Raw genomic sequence first — 15,627 nt, 5'->3', positions numbered from 1 at the left:
GCGATGGCTGGGGAACGACGAGAGAACGGGTGCGGAATGACGGGCTACGGCAGCGAGCGGGAGGCCTACCTCAAGCGCCTGCGCCGGATCGAGGGGCAGATCCGCGGTTTGCAGCGGATGGTCGAAGAGGACAAGTACTGCATCGACATCCTGACCCAGGTGTCCGCGGCCACCAAGGCGCTGCAGTCGTTCTCCCTCGAACTGCTGGACGAGCACCTCGCCACCTGCGTGGTCCAGGCGGCCGCCGCGGGCGGGGAAGAGGCCGACCTCAAGGTCCGGGAGGCGTCCGACGCCATCGCCCGGCTGGTCCGCTCTTAAGCAATCCCGCGGAACCCGCGCAGCCGCAGGCTGTTGCTGACGACGAACACCGAGGAGAACGCCATCGCGGCCCCGGCGATCATGGGGTTGAGCAGGCCGAGCGCGGCCAGCGGCAGCGCGGCGACGTTGTAGGCGAACGCCCAGAACAGATTGCCCTTGATCGTGCGCAGCGTCCGGCGCGAAAGCCGGATGGCGTCCACGGCCGCGCGCAGATCGCCGCGGACCAGGGTCAGGTCGCCCGCCTCGATCGCGGCGTCCGTCCCGGTGCCCATCGACAGTCCGAGGTCGGCCCGCGCGAGCGCGGCCGCGTCGTTGACGCCGTCACCGACCATGGCGACCACCCGGCCCTCGGCCTGGAGCCGTTTGACGACGTCGACCTTGTCCGCGGGCAGGACCTCGGCGACGACCTCGTCGATCCCCACCTCGGCGGCGACCGCTCGCGCGGATCCGGTGTTGTCGCCGGTCAGCAGAACCGGCCGGAGCCCGAGCGCCCGTAGTTCCGCCACGGCCTGCTTCGAGGTCGGCTTGACCGTATCGGCGACGACGACCACACCGAGCGCCTCGCCGTCGCGGGCGACGACGACAGCGGTCGCGCCGCGTTCCTCGGCGGCCGCCTTGACCTGCGCGAGCTCGTCGCCGATGGTGATGCCGTGCTGGTCGAGGAGAGCGGGACGCCCGGCGAGGACGGTCTTGCCCTCGACCTCGCCGATGACGCCCAGACCCTCGACGTTACGGAACCCTTCGACCGGCGGCAGCTGACCCAACCGCTCCTCGGCGGCCGTGACGATCGCGCGGGCGATCGGATGTTCGGAAGCGTGCTCGACCGCGGCGGCGAGCCGGAGCACCTCGTTGCCGCCATGGAGATCGGTGAGGCTCATCCTTCCCGCGGTCACCGTGCCGGTCTTGTCGAGGACCACGGTGTCGACGGCACGAGTGGACTCGAGCACCTCCGGCCCCTTGATGAGGATGCCCAGCTGCGCGCCGCGGCCGGTGCCGACGAGCAGCGCCGTCGGCGTGGCCAGGCCGAGCGCGCACGGGCAGGCGATGATCAGGACCGCGACGGCGGCGGTGAAGGCGGCGTCCGCCCCGCTGCCCGCCCCGAGCCAGAAGCCGAGCGTGCCGACAGCGAGCGCGATCACCACCGGGACGAACACGGCCGACACCCGGTCGGCGAGGCGCTGGACCCGGGCCTTGCCGTTCTGCGCGTCCTCGACCAGCCGCGCCATCTGCGCGAGCCGGGTGTCGGCGCCGATCCGCGCGGCGCGGACGACGAGCCTTCCGCCCGCGTTGACCGTCCCACCGGTCACGGTGTCACCGATGGTCACCTCGACCGGGACGGCTTCCCCCGTCAGCATGCTCACGTCGACCGCCGAACCGCCGTCGGTCACGACGCCGTCAGTGGCGATCTTCTCCCCCGGACGCACGACGAACTCGTCGCCGACCTTCAGGTCACCGATCGGGACACGGCTCTCGACACCGTTTCTGAGAACCGCGACGTCCTTCGCGCCGAGTTCGAGCAGCGCACGCAGGGCGGCGCCGGAACGGCGTTTGGACCTCGCCTCGAAGTAGCGGCCGGCCAGCAGGAACGTGGTGACCCCGGCGGCGACCTCGAGATAGAGGTTGCCGGAGCCGGACCCGCGTTCCATGGTCAGCTCGAAGCCGTGACGCATACCGGGCACTCCGGCGGCGCCGAACAGCAGCGCGTACAGCGACCAGAGCGTGGCCGCGGCGACGCCGAGGGAGATCAGGGTGTCCATGGTGGCGGCGCCATGACGGAAGTTCGTCCAGGCCGGGCGGTGGAACGGCCACGCGCCCCAGGTGACGACAGGCGCGGCCAAGGCGAGCGAGACCCACTGCCAGTAGGTGAACTGCCAGGCCGGGACCATCGCCAGCACGATCACCGGAACGGAGAGCACGGCGGAGACCGAGAGCCGCCGCTGGAGCCCCGCCGTGTTGTCTTCGGCCGGCTCGGGTTTCGGCGGCTCGGCCGTGTAACCCGCGGACTCGACGACACCGACGAGGTCGTCGACCGACACCGCGGCGGGAAAGTCGACCTGCGCCTTCTCGGTGGCGTAATTGACCGTGGCGGAGACACCGTCGACCTTGTTCAGCTTGCGTTCGACCCGCGCGGCACAGGACGCGCAGGTCATCCCGCCGATGGCCAGTTCGACCCGCTGGGATGTCCCGACGCTCACGGCGTGCCTCCCGTGTGACCCTCGTGATGCCCTTCGTGCACGCTGGTCGGCGCGGGCGGGGCCGGGGACGGCGCCTCGTCCAGCGGGCCGACGGCGGAGCCGATCGCCCAGGCGACGACGAACACCGCGACCAGGGCCGCGGCGAACGCCGACACCTTGACGGTGGTGCTCACGAGACGAGCTGGTAACCGGCCTCGGTGACGGCCGCGTCCACAGTGTGGACATCGAGCGCGGTATCGCTGGTGACGGTTACCTTGCCACTGGCCACGTCCACGTTCACGGCGCTGACGCCCGCGATGCCGCCGACCTCCTCGGTGACGGAGGAAGCGCAGTGCCCGCAGGTCATGCCCTTGACGGTGTAGGTGGTTTCGGCCATCGGTACGCACTCCTTCACAGGACAAACGAAGCGATCACTTCTTTTATACCCCATGGGGGTAGGGGTGTGCATTGAGAGGGCGGGCACACTGCGGCGATGAGGAAGATCTCCGCCATCGGCATCGGCGTCGGCGACCCGGAACACCTGACCGTCCAGGCCGTCCGGCTGCTGAACGAGACCGACGTGTTCTTCGTCCTCGACAAGGGTTCAGAGAAGCAGGACCTGGTGGGCCTGCGCCAGGAGATCCTCGACCGGTTCGTCGAACGGCCCGGCTACCGCGTCGTGCGGGCGCCGGACCCCGAACGCGACCGTACTCCGGCCGACTACCGGAAGGCCGTCGCCGACTGGCACCGGCTCCGCACCGACGTCTACGAAACCATGATCGGTTCCCTCGGCCCCGACGAGCGGGGCGCGTTCCTCGTCTGGGGCGACCCGGCGCTGTACGACTCGACGTGCGCGTTGCTGGACGCCGTACTGGAGCGGGGCAACGTCGAGTTCGAGTACGAGGTCGTCCCCGGGGTCAGCAGCGTGGCCGCGCTGACGTCCCGGCACCGGACCACGATGAACCAGATCGGACGGCCCGTGCTGATCACGACCGGCCGTCGGCTCGAGGCCGGCTGGCCCGCGGACGCCGACGACGTGTTCGTGATGCTGGACGCGCAGTGCACGTTCTCGCGATTCGTGGATGCGGGCCTGGAGATCTACTGGGGCGCGTACCTCGGCACACCCGACGAGCTCCTGCGCTCCGGCCCCCTGACCGCCGAACTCGCCGCGGAGATCCGCGACGTCCGCGCTTCGGCACGCTCGCGGAAGGGCTGGATCATGGACATCTACCATCTACGGCGCCCCGCTCCTCGCGCCTCGTGAGGCGAGAATGTCCTAGGTGGTCGTGAGCCTCTGCGTGGGCTGTGTGGATTTAGGGACGTTGAGTGTCCCTATTTCCACACGGCCTGGCCGGATCGGGCCGGTCATACGCGGGGGACTGTGTGGGTTTGGGACGTTAGATGTCCCGAAATCCACACGGTGCGGCGGGTGGGTATGAAAAAAGGGGCCAGGCCCCGGGAGAACTCGTGGTTCTCTACCGGGGCCTGGACCCTTTTCAATGTTAGTCCGGCGGTGTCCTACTCTCCCACAACCCTTCGGTTGCAGTACCATCGGCGCTGTCAGGCTTAGCTTCCGGGTTCGGAATGGGACCGGGCGTTTCCCTGACGCTATAACCACCGAAACACTACGAAACAACACACACTCGTTTGTTTCACACAAACGGTGTGGTGTTTCAGAGCTGTAGAGTGGATGCGTAACATCTTTGTGGGCAAGTCCTCGGCCTATTAGTACCAGTCAACTCGACAACACATTACTGTGCTTCCATTTCTGGCCTATCAACCCAATGGTCTGTTGGGGGCCTTAACCCATCAAGGGTGGGATACCTCATCTTGGAACAGGCTTCCCGCTTAGATGCCTTCAGCGGTTATCCCTTCCGAACGTGGCCAACCAGCCATGCCACTGGCGTGACAACTGGCATACCAGAGGTTCGTCCGTCCCGGTCCTCTCGTACTAGGGACAGCCTTCCTCAAGTATCCTACGCGCGCGGCGGATAGGGACCGAACTGTCTCACGACGTTCTAAACCCAGCTCGCGTGCCGCTTTAATGGGCGAACAGCCCAACCCTTGGGACCTACTCCGGCCCCAGGATGCGACGAGCCGACATCGAGGTGCCAAACCATGCCGTCGATATGGACTCTTGGGCAAGATCAGCCTGTTATCCCCGGGGTACCTTTTATCCGTTGAGCGACACCCCTTCCACCAGGTGGTGCCGGATCACTAGTCCCGACTTTCGTCCCTGCTCGACATGTCTGTCTCACAGTCAAGCTCCCTTGTGCACTTGCACTCAACACCTGATTGCCAACCAGGCTGAGGGAACCTTTGGGCGCCTCCGTTACTCTTTAGGAGGCAACCGCCCCAGTTAAACTACCCATCAGGCACTGTCCCTGAACCAGATCATGGTCCGAGGTTCAGATTCCCAATCCGACCAGAGTGGTATTTCAACAACGACTCCACCAACACTAGCGTGCCAGCTTCACAGTCTCCCACCTATCCTACACAAGCCGAACCGAAAACCAATACCAAACTATAGTAAAGGTCCCGGGGTCTTTCCGTCCTGCCGCGCGTAACGAGCATCTTTACTCGTAGTGCAATTTCGCCGGGCCTGTGGTTGAGACAGCCGGAAAGTCGTTACGCCATTCGTGCAGGTCGGAACTTACCCGACAAGGAATTTCGCTACCTTAGGATGGTTATAGTTACCACCGCCGTTTACTGGCGCTTAAATTCTCAGCTTCACCCCGAAAGGTTAACCGGTCCTCTTAACGTTCCAGCACCGGGCAGGCGTCAGTCCATATACATCGTCTTGCGACTTCGCATGGACCTGTGTTTTTAGTAAACAGTCGCTTTCCGCTGGTCTCTGCGGCCACCCACCCCTAGTCCGCGAAGGACTTCAGAGTGTTTGGCCCCCCTTCTCCCGAAGTTACGGGGGCATTTTGCCGAGTTCCTTAACCACAGTTCACCCGATCGCCTTAGTATTCTCTACCTGACCACCTGTGTTGGTTTGGGGTACGGGCCGTGCACGCACTCGCTAGAGGCTTTTCTCGGCAGCATAGGATCACTCTACTTCACCTCAATCGGCTACGCATCACGTCTCAGCCTTAATAGAGTGCGGATTTGCCTACACTCTGGCCTACACGCTTACACCAGTACTACCACTCACTGGCGGAGCTACCTTCCTGCGTCACCCCATCACTCGACTACTACGGAATCAGATCCCACGCTCCACACAGAAACCTCCGTCCGAAGACATTGGTAACTGGCTTTGGGTGGTTAGTATCAACCGCCTCATCCTGGGCGCACGTGCTCGGGTACGGGAATATCAACCCGTTATCCATCGACTACGCCTGTCGGCCTCGCCTTAGGTCCCGACTTACCCTGGGCGGATTAGCCTGGCCCAGGAACCCTTGGTCATCCGGCGGCAGAGTTTCTCACTCTGCATTCGCTACTCATGCCTGCATTCTCACTCCCACACCCTCCACGACTGGCTTCCGCCGCCGCTTCCCTGGATGCAGGACGCTCCCCTACCCATCCACACGACTAGATAACCATCCTAGGATGGAAACCGATCTGTATGTGTGAATGACACAGCTTCGGCGGTGTGCTTAAGCCCCGCTACATTGTCGGCGCAGGACCACTTGACCAGTGAGCTATTACGCACTCTTTCAAGGGTGGCTGCTTCTAAGCCAACCTCCTGGTTGTCTGGGCAATCCCACATCCTTTCCCACTGAGCACACACTTGGGGGCCTTAGCTGGTGTTCTGGGCTGTTTCCCTCTCGACGACGAAGCTTATCCCCCGCCGTCTCACTGCCACACTCTCACACCACGGTATTCGGAGTTTGGTTGATTTCGGTAACCCGGTAAGGCCCCTAGACCATCCAGTAGCTCTACCCCCGTGGTGAAACATGTGACGCTGCACCTAAATGCATTTCGGGGAGAACCAGCTATCACGGAGTTTGATTGGCCTTTCACCCCTACCCACAGCTCATCCCCTCAGTTTTCAACCTAAGTGGGTTCGGCCCTCCACGTCGTCTTACCGACGCTTCAGCCTGGCCATGGGTAGATCACTCCGCTTCGGGTCTAGACCACGCGACTCAGACGCCCTATTCAGACTCGCTTTCGCTACGGCTACCCCACACGGGTTAACCTCGCCACGCAGCACTAACTCGCAGGCTCATTCTTCAAAAGGCACGCCATCACCGTAAACATCAAAGATGTTGCTCGGGCTCTGACGGCTTGTAGGCACACGGTTTCAGGTACTCTTTCACTCCCCTCCCGGGGTACTTTTCATCTTTCCCTCACGGTACTAGTCCGCTATCGGTCTTCAGGAAGTATTTAGGCTTACCGGGTGGTCCCGGCAGATTCACAGCAAATTCCACGAGCTCGCTGCTACTCGGGAACACCAGACAAACAATCCACAACGTGTTTTCGCGTACGGGACTCTCACCCACTCCGGTCGCCCATCCCAAGGCGTTCCACTAACACGCGTAACCGTTCCGAGGACTGTCAGATCCTCGACGCTGGGTCCCACAACACCACACACACAACGCCTGACAGCTTGACATGTGCATGGTTTAGCCTCTTCCGCTTTCGCTCGCCACTACTCACGGAATCACGGTTGTTTTCTCTTCCTACGGGTACTGAGATGTTTCACTTCCCCGCGTTCCCTCCACACACCCTATATATTCAGATGCGGGTAACACCACATAACTGGTGCTGGGTTTCCCCATTCGGAAATCCTCGGATCACAGCTCGGTTGACAGCTCCCCGAGGCATATCGCAGCCTCCCACGTCCTTCATCGGCTCCTGAAGCCAAGACATCCACCATGTGCCCTTAATAACTTGACCACAAAGATGCTCGCATCCACTCTACAGTTCTCAAACACCACACCAGAAACAAACTCCCGGGGGGTTAGCCCCTTGGCGTGTTGCCTCAGGACCCAACAGCGTGCTCGTGAACGATCATCGACCAGACCCGGCAGAACACTTTCCACGCCCCCGAAGGAGCAGTACTCGCACTTGCCGGCAACCTGGCCTCAGGCCATAACCAGTAGTTCCACAATTCCTTGAGCAACCAGAACAACACCACATTCGGATGTTGAGTTCCGGCCACCCCATCATTCTGGTTCCGGGTATCCCGGGAACGATGGATGTGTTGCTCCTTAGAAAGGAGGTGATCCAGCCGCACCTTCCGGTACGGCTACCTTGTTACGACTTCGTCCCAATCGCCAGTCCCACCTTCGACCACTCCCCCCCTTGCGGGTTGGGCCATGGGCTTCGGGTGTTACCGACTTTCATGACGTGACGGGCGGTGTGTACAAGGCCCGGGAACGTATTCACCGCAGCGTTGCTGATCTGCGATTACTAGCGACTCCGACTTCACGCAGTCGAGTTGCAGACTGCGATCCGAACTGAGACCGGCTTTAAGGGATTCGCTCCACCTCGCGGTATCGCAGCCCTCTGTACCAGCCATTGTAGCATGTGTGAAGCCCTGGACATAAGGGGCATGATGACTTGACGTCATCCCCACCTTCCTCCGAGTTGACCCCGGCAGTCTCCCACGAGTCCCCGCCATAACGCGCTGGCAACGTAGGATAAGGGTTGCGCTCGTTGCGGGACTTAACCCAACATCTCACGACACGAGCTGACGACAGCCATGCACCACCTGTACACCAACCACAAGGGAAGCCCTATCTCTAGGGATGTCTGGCGCATGTCAAGCCCAGGTAAGGTTCTTCGCGTTGCATCGAATTAATCCACATGCTCCGCCGCTTGTGCGGGCCCCCGTCAATTCCTTTGAGTTTTAGCCTTGCGGCCGTACTCCCCAGGCGGGGCGCTTAATGCGTTAGCTACGGCACGGACAACGTGGATGTCGCCCACACCTAGCGCCCAACGTTTACAGCGTGGACTACCAGGGTATCTAATCCTGTTCGCTCCCCACGCTTTCGCTCCTCAGCGTCAGTATCGGCCCAGAGACCCGCCTTCGCCACCGGTGTTCCTCCTGATATCTGCGCATTTCACCGCTACACCAGGAATTCCAGTCTCCCCTACCGAACTCAAGTCTGCCCGTATCGCCCGCACGCTCCACGTTAAGCGTGGAGTTTTCACGAACGACGCGACAAACCGCCTACGAGCTCTTTACGCCCAATAATTCCGGACAACGCTCGCACCCTACGTATTACCGCGGCTGCTGGCACGTAGTTAGCCGGTGCTTCTTATCCAGGTACCGTCACTTGCGCTTCGTCCCTGGCGAAAGAGGTTTACAACCCGAAGGCCGTCATCCCTCACGCGGCGTCGCTGCATCAGGCTTTCGCCCATTGTGCAATATTCCCCACTGCTGCCTCCCGTAGGAGTCTGGGCCGTGTCTCAGTCCCAGTGTGGCCGGTCACCCTCTCAGGCCGGCTACCCGTCGTCGCCTTGGTAGGCCATTACCCCACCAACAAGCTGATAGGCCGCGGGCTCATCCTGTACCGCCAGAACTTTCAACCACCCCCCATGCGAGGAATGGTGATATCCGGTATTAGACCCAGTTTCCCAGGCTTATCCCAAAGTACAGGGCAGATTGCCCACGTGTTACTCACCCGTTCGCCACTAATCCACCCGAAGGCTTCATCGTTCGACTTGCATGTGTTAAGCACGCCGCCAGCGTTCGTCCTGAGCCAGGATCAAACTCTCCAACAATGTCAAATTTGATCGAGGCAAATAAATGCTCTCAAAGGAACCTCTTTACGAGGTTACAAATACATAAGCTCTACTGGCTTAGTTCACTAGCACACTGTTGAGTTCTCAAGCAACACACCCCGAATCGCACCGCAGTCACGCGGCCTTATCCGAAGCAGTTATTTCTAGCAGTTTTTGGTGAGACACCCACTCAACCACCCTGAGGTGAGAGCTTGGTTCGTGTCCCGCGGCCACCCGGTTTCCCTGGCGACTTGGAGAACTTTACATGGCCCGAAAGGGCCCGAAACAGGGGGGTACCTTAACGACGTTTACGCAGGTCAGCGGGCATAAACGAGCCCGCGCCCGGTGATCGTCCGGGGAGTGGCCCAGGTGAACGCCCGGAAGAAACATTGCTCCGAGTACATTGCACCGTATTGAACTACTCGATTGCTCCGATTAGCGTCGGCTCCATGAGTACTGCGGAACTCGACGGCATCTCCGTCGCCTACGACGACCTCGGCACCGGGTTGCCCGTCGTCCTCGTCCACGGCCACCCCTTCAACCGTTCGATGTGGCGTCCCCAGGCCGAACGCTTCAGCCGGGAGGGTTACCGGGTCATCACCGCGGACCTCCGCGGCTACGGGGAGACGACCAAGCCGGCACAGGAGCAGAAGACCGGGCTCGACGTCTTCGCCGCCGACATCGCCCGCCTCGCCGATCACCTGGGCATCGAGCGGTTCGTCCTCGGCGGTCTCTCCATGGGCGGGCAGATCGTCATGGAGTTCCACCGCACGTACCCCGGCCGCGTCCTCGGGCTCCTGCTCGCCGACACCTCCCCTCAGGAAGAGACGGAGGAGGGCAGGCGCGTCCGCAACGAGACCGCGGACCGCGTCCTCGCCGAGGGCATCGGCTGGTACGCCGACGAGGTGCTGACGAAGATGGTCTCGCCGGAGAACGTCCGCACGATGCCGGACGTGGCGGCGCACGTCTTACAGATGATGCGCACGACTCCCCCGGAAGGAGCGGCGGCGGCGCTCAGGGGCCGGGCCGAGCGCCCGGACTACCGGGACAGCCTCACCCGCGCGAAGGTGCCGAGCCTGGTCGTCGTCGGGACCGAGGACGAGTTCACGCCGGTCTCGGACGCCGAACTGATGCGCGACCTCATCCCGGGCTCCACCCTGGCGGTGATCGAGGGCGCCGCGCACATGCCTAACCTGGAGCGCGAGGCCGAGTTCGACGCCGTGTTCGCACGGTTCTTGAAAGAAATTGGGTGATCGTCTCCATGTCCGGGAAGACCGTTTTCGTGACCGGCGCCAGCGCCGGGTTCGGCGTCGAGATCGTCCGCCGGTTCGCCGCCGACGGCGCCAAGGTCGTCGCGGCCGCGCGCAGCAAGGACCGGCTCGACAAGCTGGCCGACGAGCTCGGCGAGAACGTCCTGCCGATCGAGCTGGACGTCCGTGACGCCGACGCGGTGGCCGCGCTGCCGGAGTCCCTGCCCAAGGAGTTCGCCGAGGTCGATCTGCTGGTCAACAACGCCGGCCTCGCGAAGGGGCTCGAGCCCGCCCATCGGGCGAAGCTCGACGACTGGGACCAGATGATCGACACGAACATCAAGGGGCTCGCGCATCTCACCCGTGCGTTGCTGCCCGGCATGGTCGAGCGCGGCCGCGGGCACGTGATCAACATCGGGTCGATCGCGGGTACCTATCCGTACCCCGGCGGCAACGCCTATGGCGCGACCAAGGCGTTCGTGCACCAGTTCAGCCTGAACCTGCGGGCCGACCTGCACGGCACCGGCGTCCGGGTGACCAACGTCGAGCCCGGCATGGTCGGCGGCACGGAGTTCTCGGTCGTCCGGTTCGAGGGCGACCAGGGCAAGGCCGACAACGTCTACAAGGGCACGACGCCGCTGACGGCCGCCGACGTGGCCGAGTCCGTCTTCTGGGCGGCTTCGCAGCCGGAGCACGTGAACATCAACGTCATCGAGTTGATGCCGGTGGTGCAGAGCTTCTCCGCGCTGCAGATCCATCGATCGGAGTAGAACCAGTCAGGCAGAGCCTGTCCGCTGAGGGTGGTGGTGGGGCGGGGTCTGGGTGAGCGCGAAGAGGTCGAAGAGCGCCTGCTGTTCCGGGCTCCGCTCGGTCAGCAGGCGCCGCGTCCGCGGGCGTCCGCCGGTGGAGGGGTAGCGCAGCACCGTCTCCCCTATCCCCGCGAGGCTGTCCATCAGTTCGCGGACCGACAAGTTCATCCCGGCCCGGTCGGCCTCGCGCCGCATGAGGTGCGTGACCGTCGACGCGAGCACCGTGACCAGTGTGTGGACGGCGATCCGGTGCGGGGTCCAGTCCCAGCGCGGGGCGGGCCCGGCGACGGCGGGACCGGTCAGCCAGCGGAACGTCGAGTCGAGGTGCGTCCGGGCGCGGTAGGCGGTGACGACCTCGGACACCGGCCAGTCGTGGTCGGTGACCAGTACCTGCTTGCCGAAGAACTCGTCGTGCAGCCGCGACACGGCGGCGTCGTCGACCTTCCAGGTCAGCCGGATCTCCCCCGGCCTGGTGCCGGTCAGCGCGGGTGAGAGCACCCTTTCGACACGGCGGCCGCGCGTGATGCGCGCGATTTCGGCGTTCACCTGCCCTCGGTCACCTCTATAGGTGCCCGAGGCCAGTGCGGCGTCGAGGCCGGCGAGCTCGCGGGCCGCCGTGCCCAGTTCCTCGCCGAACGCGCGGCCCTGCGCGTTGTGCAGGGTGTCCGAATGGGTCAGGATCACGCGCCGCCGTACGCCCGCGACCACGGCCCTGGTGTCGAGCGCGGTCAACCCGGCGAAGCGCTCCGGATCGACGGGCTTGCGCGCGGACGCCGGTTTCGCCAGCAGCTCCGGATGTTCCGAGAGCGGGAGCGCGCCGACGAAATGCCGTCCGAGGTCCAGTTGAGCCGCTTGGCCCGCCGTGAACACCAGTGTGACGGGATACAGCGAGCGGAGTTCCTCGGCGAGCGCCGCGAACGGCGGCGCCCCCGCCCTCGGGTACACGTGCGACGCCAGCGGGATCGCGCCGTCCTTGGTGACCACCAGGCCGAGTCCGGCGAGTTCGCAGTGGCAGGGATCGGCCGTGGTGAAGGTGGCGAACTGCGGCACGTCGACGGCGAGCGCGGCGTCTCCCGTCCCCAGCACCGAGAGCACCGCGTCGGCGACGGCGGTTTCGATCCGCGTGATCCGTTCCGGGGTGAGGCGTTGCAGCGCTCGCCAGTGATTCGCCAGGTCGGCCTTCAGGAACTCGCGCGCGACGCCGTCCTCCCACCAGGAGGCCAGGTCCGTGTCCGGCGCTGTCGCCCGGTGCAGGACCGCGAGCGCGAGATGTGAGCCCAAGGTGGTCTCGGCGCGCTGGGCTCCGACGGCTTCGTCGACCCGGCGGACGAACTCGAGCCGCCGCAAAGTGGCCCACACGGCCGCGACGTCGCCGAAGGTCCGGTGCCGCGCTTCGCCGGGCGCGGAGACGTCGCCGTCCATCGCGCGCCCGATCTCCTCGGCGGTGCCGAGGTAGCGCTGGGACACCACACGGGGCTCACCGTCGACCCGGGCGGAGGTGACGAGGTAGTAGTACGTCCGCCCGCCGACCTTCTTGCCGATCACCGAAGCCACACTTTAGGTAATACACTCCAGGCAGGTGATCGGCAACCAAGATATGCCTTTGACCAGCGGAAACAGTGACGATACCCACGTGGGTGACACAGTGGCGGGATGCGCACTGGCAGCTGGAGCGAGTCCGGCCATAGCGTGCGGGAATGGCATCCCCCGCTGACGCGACCGCCCCCACCACCTCGGCGATGCGCCGCGCGCTCGCCAGGGCGCGCGATGGGAAGACCCTCGACCTCACCGAGGCCTCGATCCTGCTCCAGGCTCGCGGCGACGATCTCAAGACGCTGTCCGAGCACGCCTCCCGCGTCCGTGACGCCGGGCTCGTCGCGGCGGGCCGCCCGGGCGTGGTCACCTACAGCCGTTCGGTGTTCATCCCGCTGACCCGGTTGTGCCGGGATCGCTGTGGCTACTGCACTTTCGCGACCGTTCCCGGCCGCGTCGAAGCGCCGTTCCTCTCCCCCGACGAGGTACTCGACATCGCGCGCAAGGGTGCCGCGATGGGGGTCAAGGAGGCGCTGTTCACCCTCGGCGACCGTCCGGAGGACCGCTGGACGGCGGCGAAGGACTGGCTCGACGCGCACGGCTACGACGACACGCTGTCCTACGTCCGCGCGATGGCGATCCGGGTCCTCGAAGAGACCGGCGTACTGCCTCACCTCAATCCGGGCGTGCTGACCTGGCAGGACTTCCAGCGCCTCAAGCCGGTTTCGGCGTCGATGGGCATGATGCTGGAGACGACCGCGAAGCGGCTCTACACCGAGAAGGGCGGCCCTCACTACGGCTCGCCCGACAAGGATCCCGACGTCCGCCTGCGTGTCCTGGAGGACGCCGGTCGCAGCTCGGTGCCGTTCACGACGGGCATTTTGATCGGCATCGGCGAGAACTTCGAGGAACGCGCCGACGCGTTGTTCGCCATCCGCAAGGTCGCGAAGACCTACGGCGGCATCCAGGAAGTCATCGTGCAGAACTTCCGCGCGAAGCCGGACACGAAGATGCGCGCGACCCCGGACGCCGATCTTGAGGAACTCGCCGCGACCATCGCCGTCGCGCGGCTCGTGCTCGGGCCGACGATGCGCATCCAGGCACCGCCGAACCTCATCGGCCAGCAGTACGAACTGATGCTGAACGCCGGCATCGACGACTGGGGCGGCGTCTCCCCGCTGACCCCCGATCACGTGAACCCGGAACGCGCGTGGCCGCAGATCGACGAACTCAAGCGCCGCACCGAGGCGCTCGGGTTCACCGTGCGCGAGCGGCTCCCGATCTATCCGGAGTACGTCAAGACCGGCGAGCCGTGGCTGGACCCGCGGATGAACGCGCATCTCGCGCCGCTGACCGACACCGAGACCGGGCTCGCGATCGAAGAAGCCATCCCGGTGGGCATCCCGTGGCAGGAGCCCGACGGCGGCTGGAAGGAGGCTGGGCGGACCGATCTGCACGTCGAGGTCGACACCGTCGGGCGAACGGAAGACCGCCGCAGCGACTTCGACTCGGTCTACGGCGACTGGGACGAGATCAAGGGCAACATCAAGACCGCGCCGCAGCGGTTCGACACCGACATCCGGGATGCCTTGCGCAGCGCGGAAAAGAACCCCGCCGGGCTTTCGGACGACGAGGCTCTCGCGCTGCTGCACGCCGACGGCCCGGAGCTCGACGCGTTCACCAAGATCGCCGACGACCTGCGTCGCGAGGTGAACGGCGACGACGTCACCTTCGTGGTCACGCGGAACATCAACTTCACCAACGTCTGCTACACCGGCTGCCGCTTCTGCGCGTTCGCCCAGCGGCGCACCGACGCCGACGCGTACACGCTTTCGCTGGAGCAGGTCGGCGACCGGGTCGACGAGGCTTGGGCCGCCGGAGCGACCGAGATCTGCATGCAGGGCGGCATCCACCCGGATCTGCCGGGCACCGCGTACTTCGACCTCGCGGCCGAGGTGAAACGGCGTCAGCCGGGCATCCACCTGCACTCCTACAGCCCGATGGAGGTCGTCAACGGCGCTTCGCGGACGAACCTCTCGATCGAGGATTGGCTGGCACAGGCGAAGGCGTCCGGCGTCGACTCGCTGCCGGGGACGGCCGCGGAGATCCTCGACGACGACGTCCGCTGGGTGCTGACGAAGGGCAAGCTGCCGACGTCGGAGTGGATCAACGTCGTCACCACCGCGCACAAACTCGGCATCACGACGACGTCGACGATGATGTACGGCCACGTCGACACCCCCGCGCACTGGGTCGGGCACCTGAAGCTGCTGGCGAAACTGCAGCGTGAAGGCCTGGAGCGCAACGGGCGGCGCGGGTTCAGCGAGTTCGTGCTGCTGCCGTTCATCCACCAGAGCTCGCCGATCTACCTCGCCGGGCTCGCCAGGGCGGGGACGACGCTGCGCGAGAACCGCGCGGTGCACGCGCTGTCCCGGCTGCTGCTGCACGGGATGATCGACAACATCCAGAGTTCCTGGGTGAAACTCGGTGAAGAGGGCAGTCGCGCGGTGCTGCGGGGCGGGGTCAACGACATCGGCGGGACGCTGATGGAGGAGACGATCAGCCGGATGGCGGGTGCGGCCAACGGGTCGTACAAGACGATCAGCGACATGCGCGCGATGGTCGAACCGCTGGGCCGTCCGCTGCGGCAGCGGACCACCGAGTACGGCACGCCGACGCCCGAGCGGATCGCGGCGGCCGAGGCGTCGGACGGTGTCGCGACCGCGGTCCGGCGGCCGTCACTGCCGCTTGTCACCACCTGACGAAAACCCCGTGATGGCCCCCTGACTCGCGTACACCGTGGGGAAGGGGGCCATCACTTTGCGTGTGTCACCGCTCACAAGGCGCGGGGGCTGCGGGTGTCTTCTG

9 protein-coding genes and 3 rRNA genes are annotated in these 15,627 nt (G+C 64.7%); 5 read left to right on the top strand and 7 right to left on the bottom strand.

Annotated features, from left to right (window positions below; translation table 11 throughout):
• Positions 1 to 36 precede the first annotated feature (36 nt).
• Positions 37 to 318: a metal-sensitive transcriptional regulator gene (locus HDA45_RS30440; RefSeq protein ID WP_009081418.1), complete on the top strand. Its 282-nt coding sequence runs from the start codon at positions 37 to 39 to the stop codon at positions 316 to 318.
• Here the strand turns inward: HDA45_RS30440 and HDA45_RS30435 are convergent.
• From HDA45_RS30435 to HDA45_RS30425, 3 genes are read right to left on the bottom strand one after another with little or no spacing between them, the layout of a single operon-like run.
• Positions 315 to 2,468 (bottom strand): heavy metal translocating P-type ATPase, encoded by a 2,154-nt coding sequence (locus HDA45_RS30435; protein ID WP_184906208.1) that lies wholly within the window; start codon positions 2,466 to 2,468, stop codon positions 315 to 317. The two genes, HDA45_RS30440 and HDA45_RS30435, sit on opposite strands and share 4 nt — an antisense overlap.
• Positions 2,469 to 2,509: 41 nt before the next feature.
• Positions 2,510 to 2,686: a hypothetical protein gene (locus tag HDA45_RS30430; RefSeq protein WP_184901092.1), complete on the bottom strand. Its 177-nt coding sequence runs from the start codon at positions 2,684 to 2,686 to the stop codon at positions 2,510 to 2,512.
• Positions 2,683 to 2,889: a heavy-metal-associated domain-containing protein gene (locus tag HDA45_RS30425; protein WP_184901090.1), complete on the bottom strand. Its 207-nt coding sequence runs from the start codon at positions 2,887 to 2,889 to the stop codon at positions 2,683 to 2,685. Before HDA45_RS30425 ends, HDA45_RS30430 begins: the two co-directional genes overlap by 4 nt.
• Positions 2,890 to 2,985: 96 nt before the next feature.
• On the opposite strand from HDA45_RS30425, the gene cobF reads away from it, so the two are divergent.
• The gene (gene cobF / locus HDA45_RS30420) at positions 2,986 to 3,756 is read left to right on the top strand and encodes a precorrin-6A synthase (deacetylating) (protein ID WP_184901088.1); all 771 of its coding nucleotides are present in this window, start codon (positions 2,986 to 2,988) and stop codon (positions 3,754 to 3,756) included.
• A gap of 241 nt (positions 3,757 to 3,997) precedes the next feature.
• On the opposite strand, the gene rrf is transcribed toward cobF, so the two are convergent.
• The 3 genes from rrf to HDA45_RS30405 form a co-directional block, all read right to left on the bottom strand.
• Positions 3,998 to 4,114, bottom strand: a 5S ribosomal RNA gene (gene rrf / locus HDA45_RS30415).
• A gap of 83 nt (positions 4,115 to 4,197) precedes the next feature.
• Positions 4,198 to 7,334 (bottom strand): 23S ribosomal RNA (locus HDA45_RS30410).
• 318 nt (positions 7,335 to 7,652) lie between these two features.
• A 16S ribosomal RNA gene (locus HDA45_RS30405) occupies positions 7,653 to 9,167 on the bottom strand.
• The 16S, 23S and 5S rRNA genes sit together here, the layout of an rRNA operon.
• A gap of 449 nt (positions 9,168 to 9,616) precedes the next feature.
• Here HDA45_RS30405 and HDA45_RS30400 point away from each other — a divergent pair.
• Positions 9,617 to 10,420, top strand: a complete 804-nt coding sequence (locus HDA45_RS30400) for an alpha/beta fold hydrolase (protein WP_184901085.1) — start codon at positions 9,617 to 9,619, stop codon at positions 10,418 to 10,420.
• Between the two features lie 8 nt (positions 10,421 to 10,428).
• Positions 10,429 to 11,187, top strand: a complete 759-nt coding sequence (locus tag HDA45_RS30395; RefSeq protein ID WP_184901083.1) for an SDR family oxidoreductase — start codon at positions 10,429 to 10,431, stop codon at positions 11,185 to 11,187.
• Positions 11,188 to 11,193: 6 nt separating this feature from the next.
• Here HDA45_RS30395 and HDA45_RS30390 read toward each other — a convergent pair whose 3' ends face one another.
• A complete protein-coding gene (locus HDA45_RS30390) occupies positions 11,194 to 12,780 on the bottom strand; it encodes an IS1634 family transposase (RefSeq protein ID WP_184901081.1) in 1,587 nt (528 codons plus the stop codon).
• Positions 12,781 to 12,965: 185 nt separating this feature from the next.
• Between HDA45_RS30390 and HDA45_RS30385 the strand changes: the two genes are divergently transcribed.
• Entirely contained in the window at positions 12,966 to 15,521 is a 2,556-nt protein-coding gene (locus HDA45_RS30385; protein WP_246481446.1) for a bifunctional FO biosynthesis protein CofGH, read from the top strand.
• The last annotated feature ends 106 nt before the right edge of the window (positions 15,522 to 15,627 follow it).

This window comes from Amycolatopsis umgeniensis, from assembly GCF_014205155.1.
Lineage (GTDB): Bacteria > Actinomycetota > Actinomycetes > Mycobacteriales > Pseudonocardiaceae > Amycolatopsis > Amycolatopsis umgeniensis.
The sequence above is the reverse complement of the archived record's forward strand: the minus strand, read 5'-3'. Positions and strand labels throughout refer to the sequence as shown.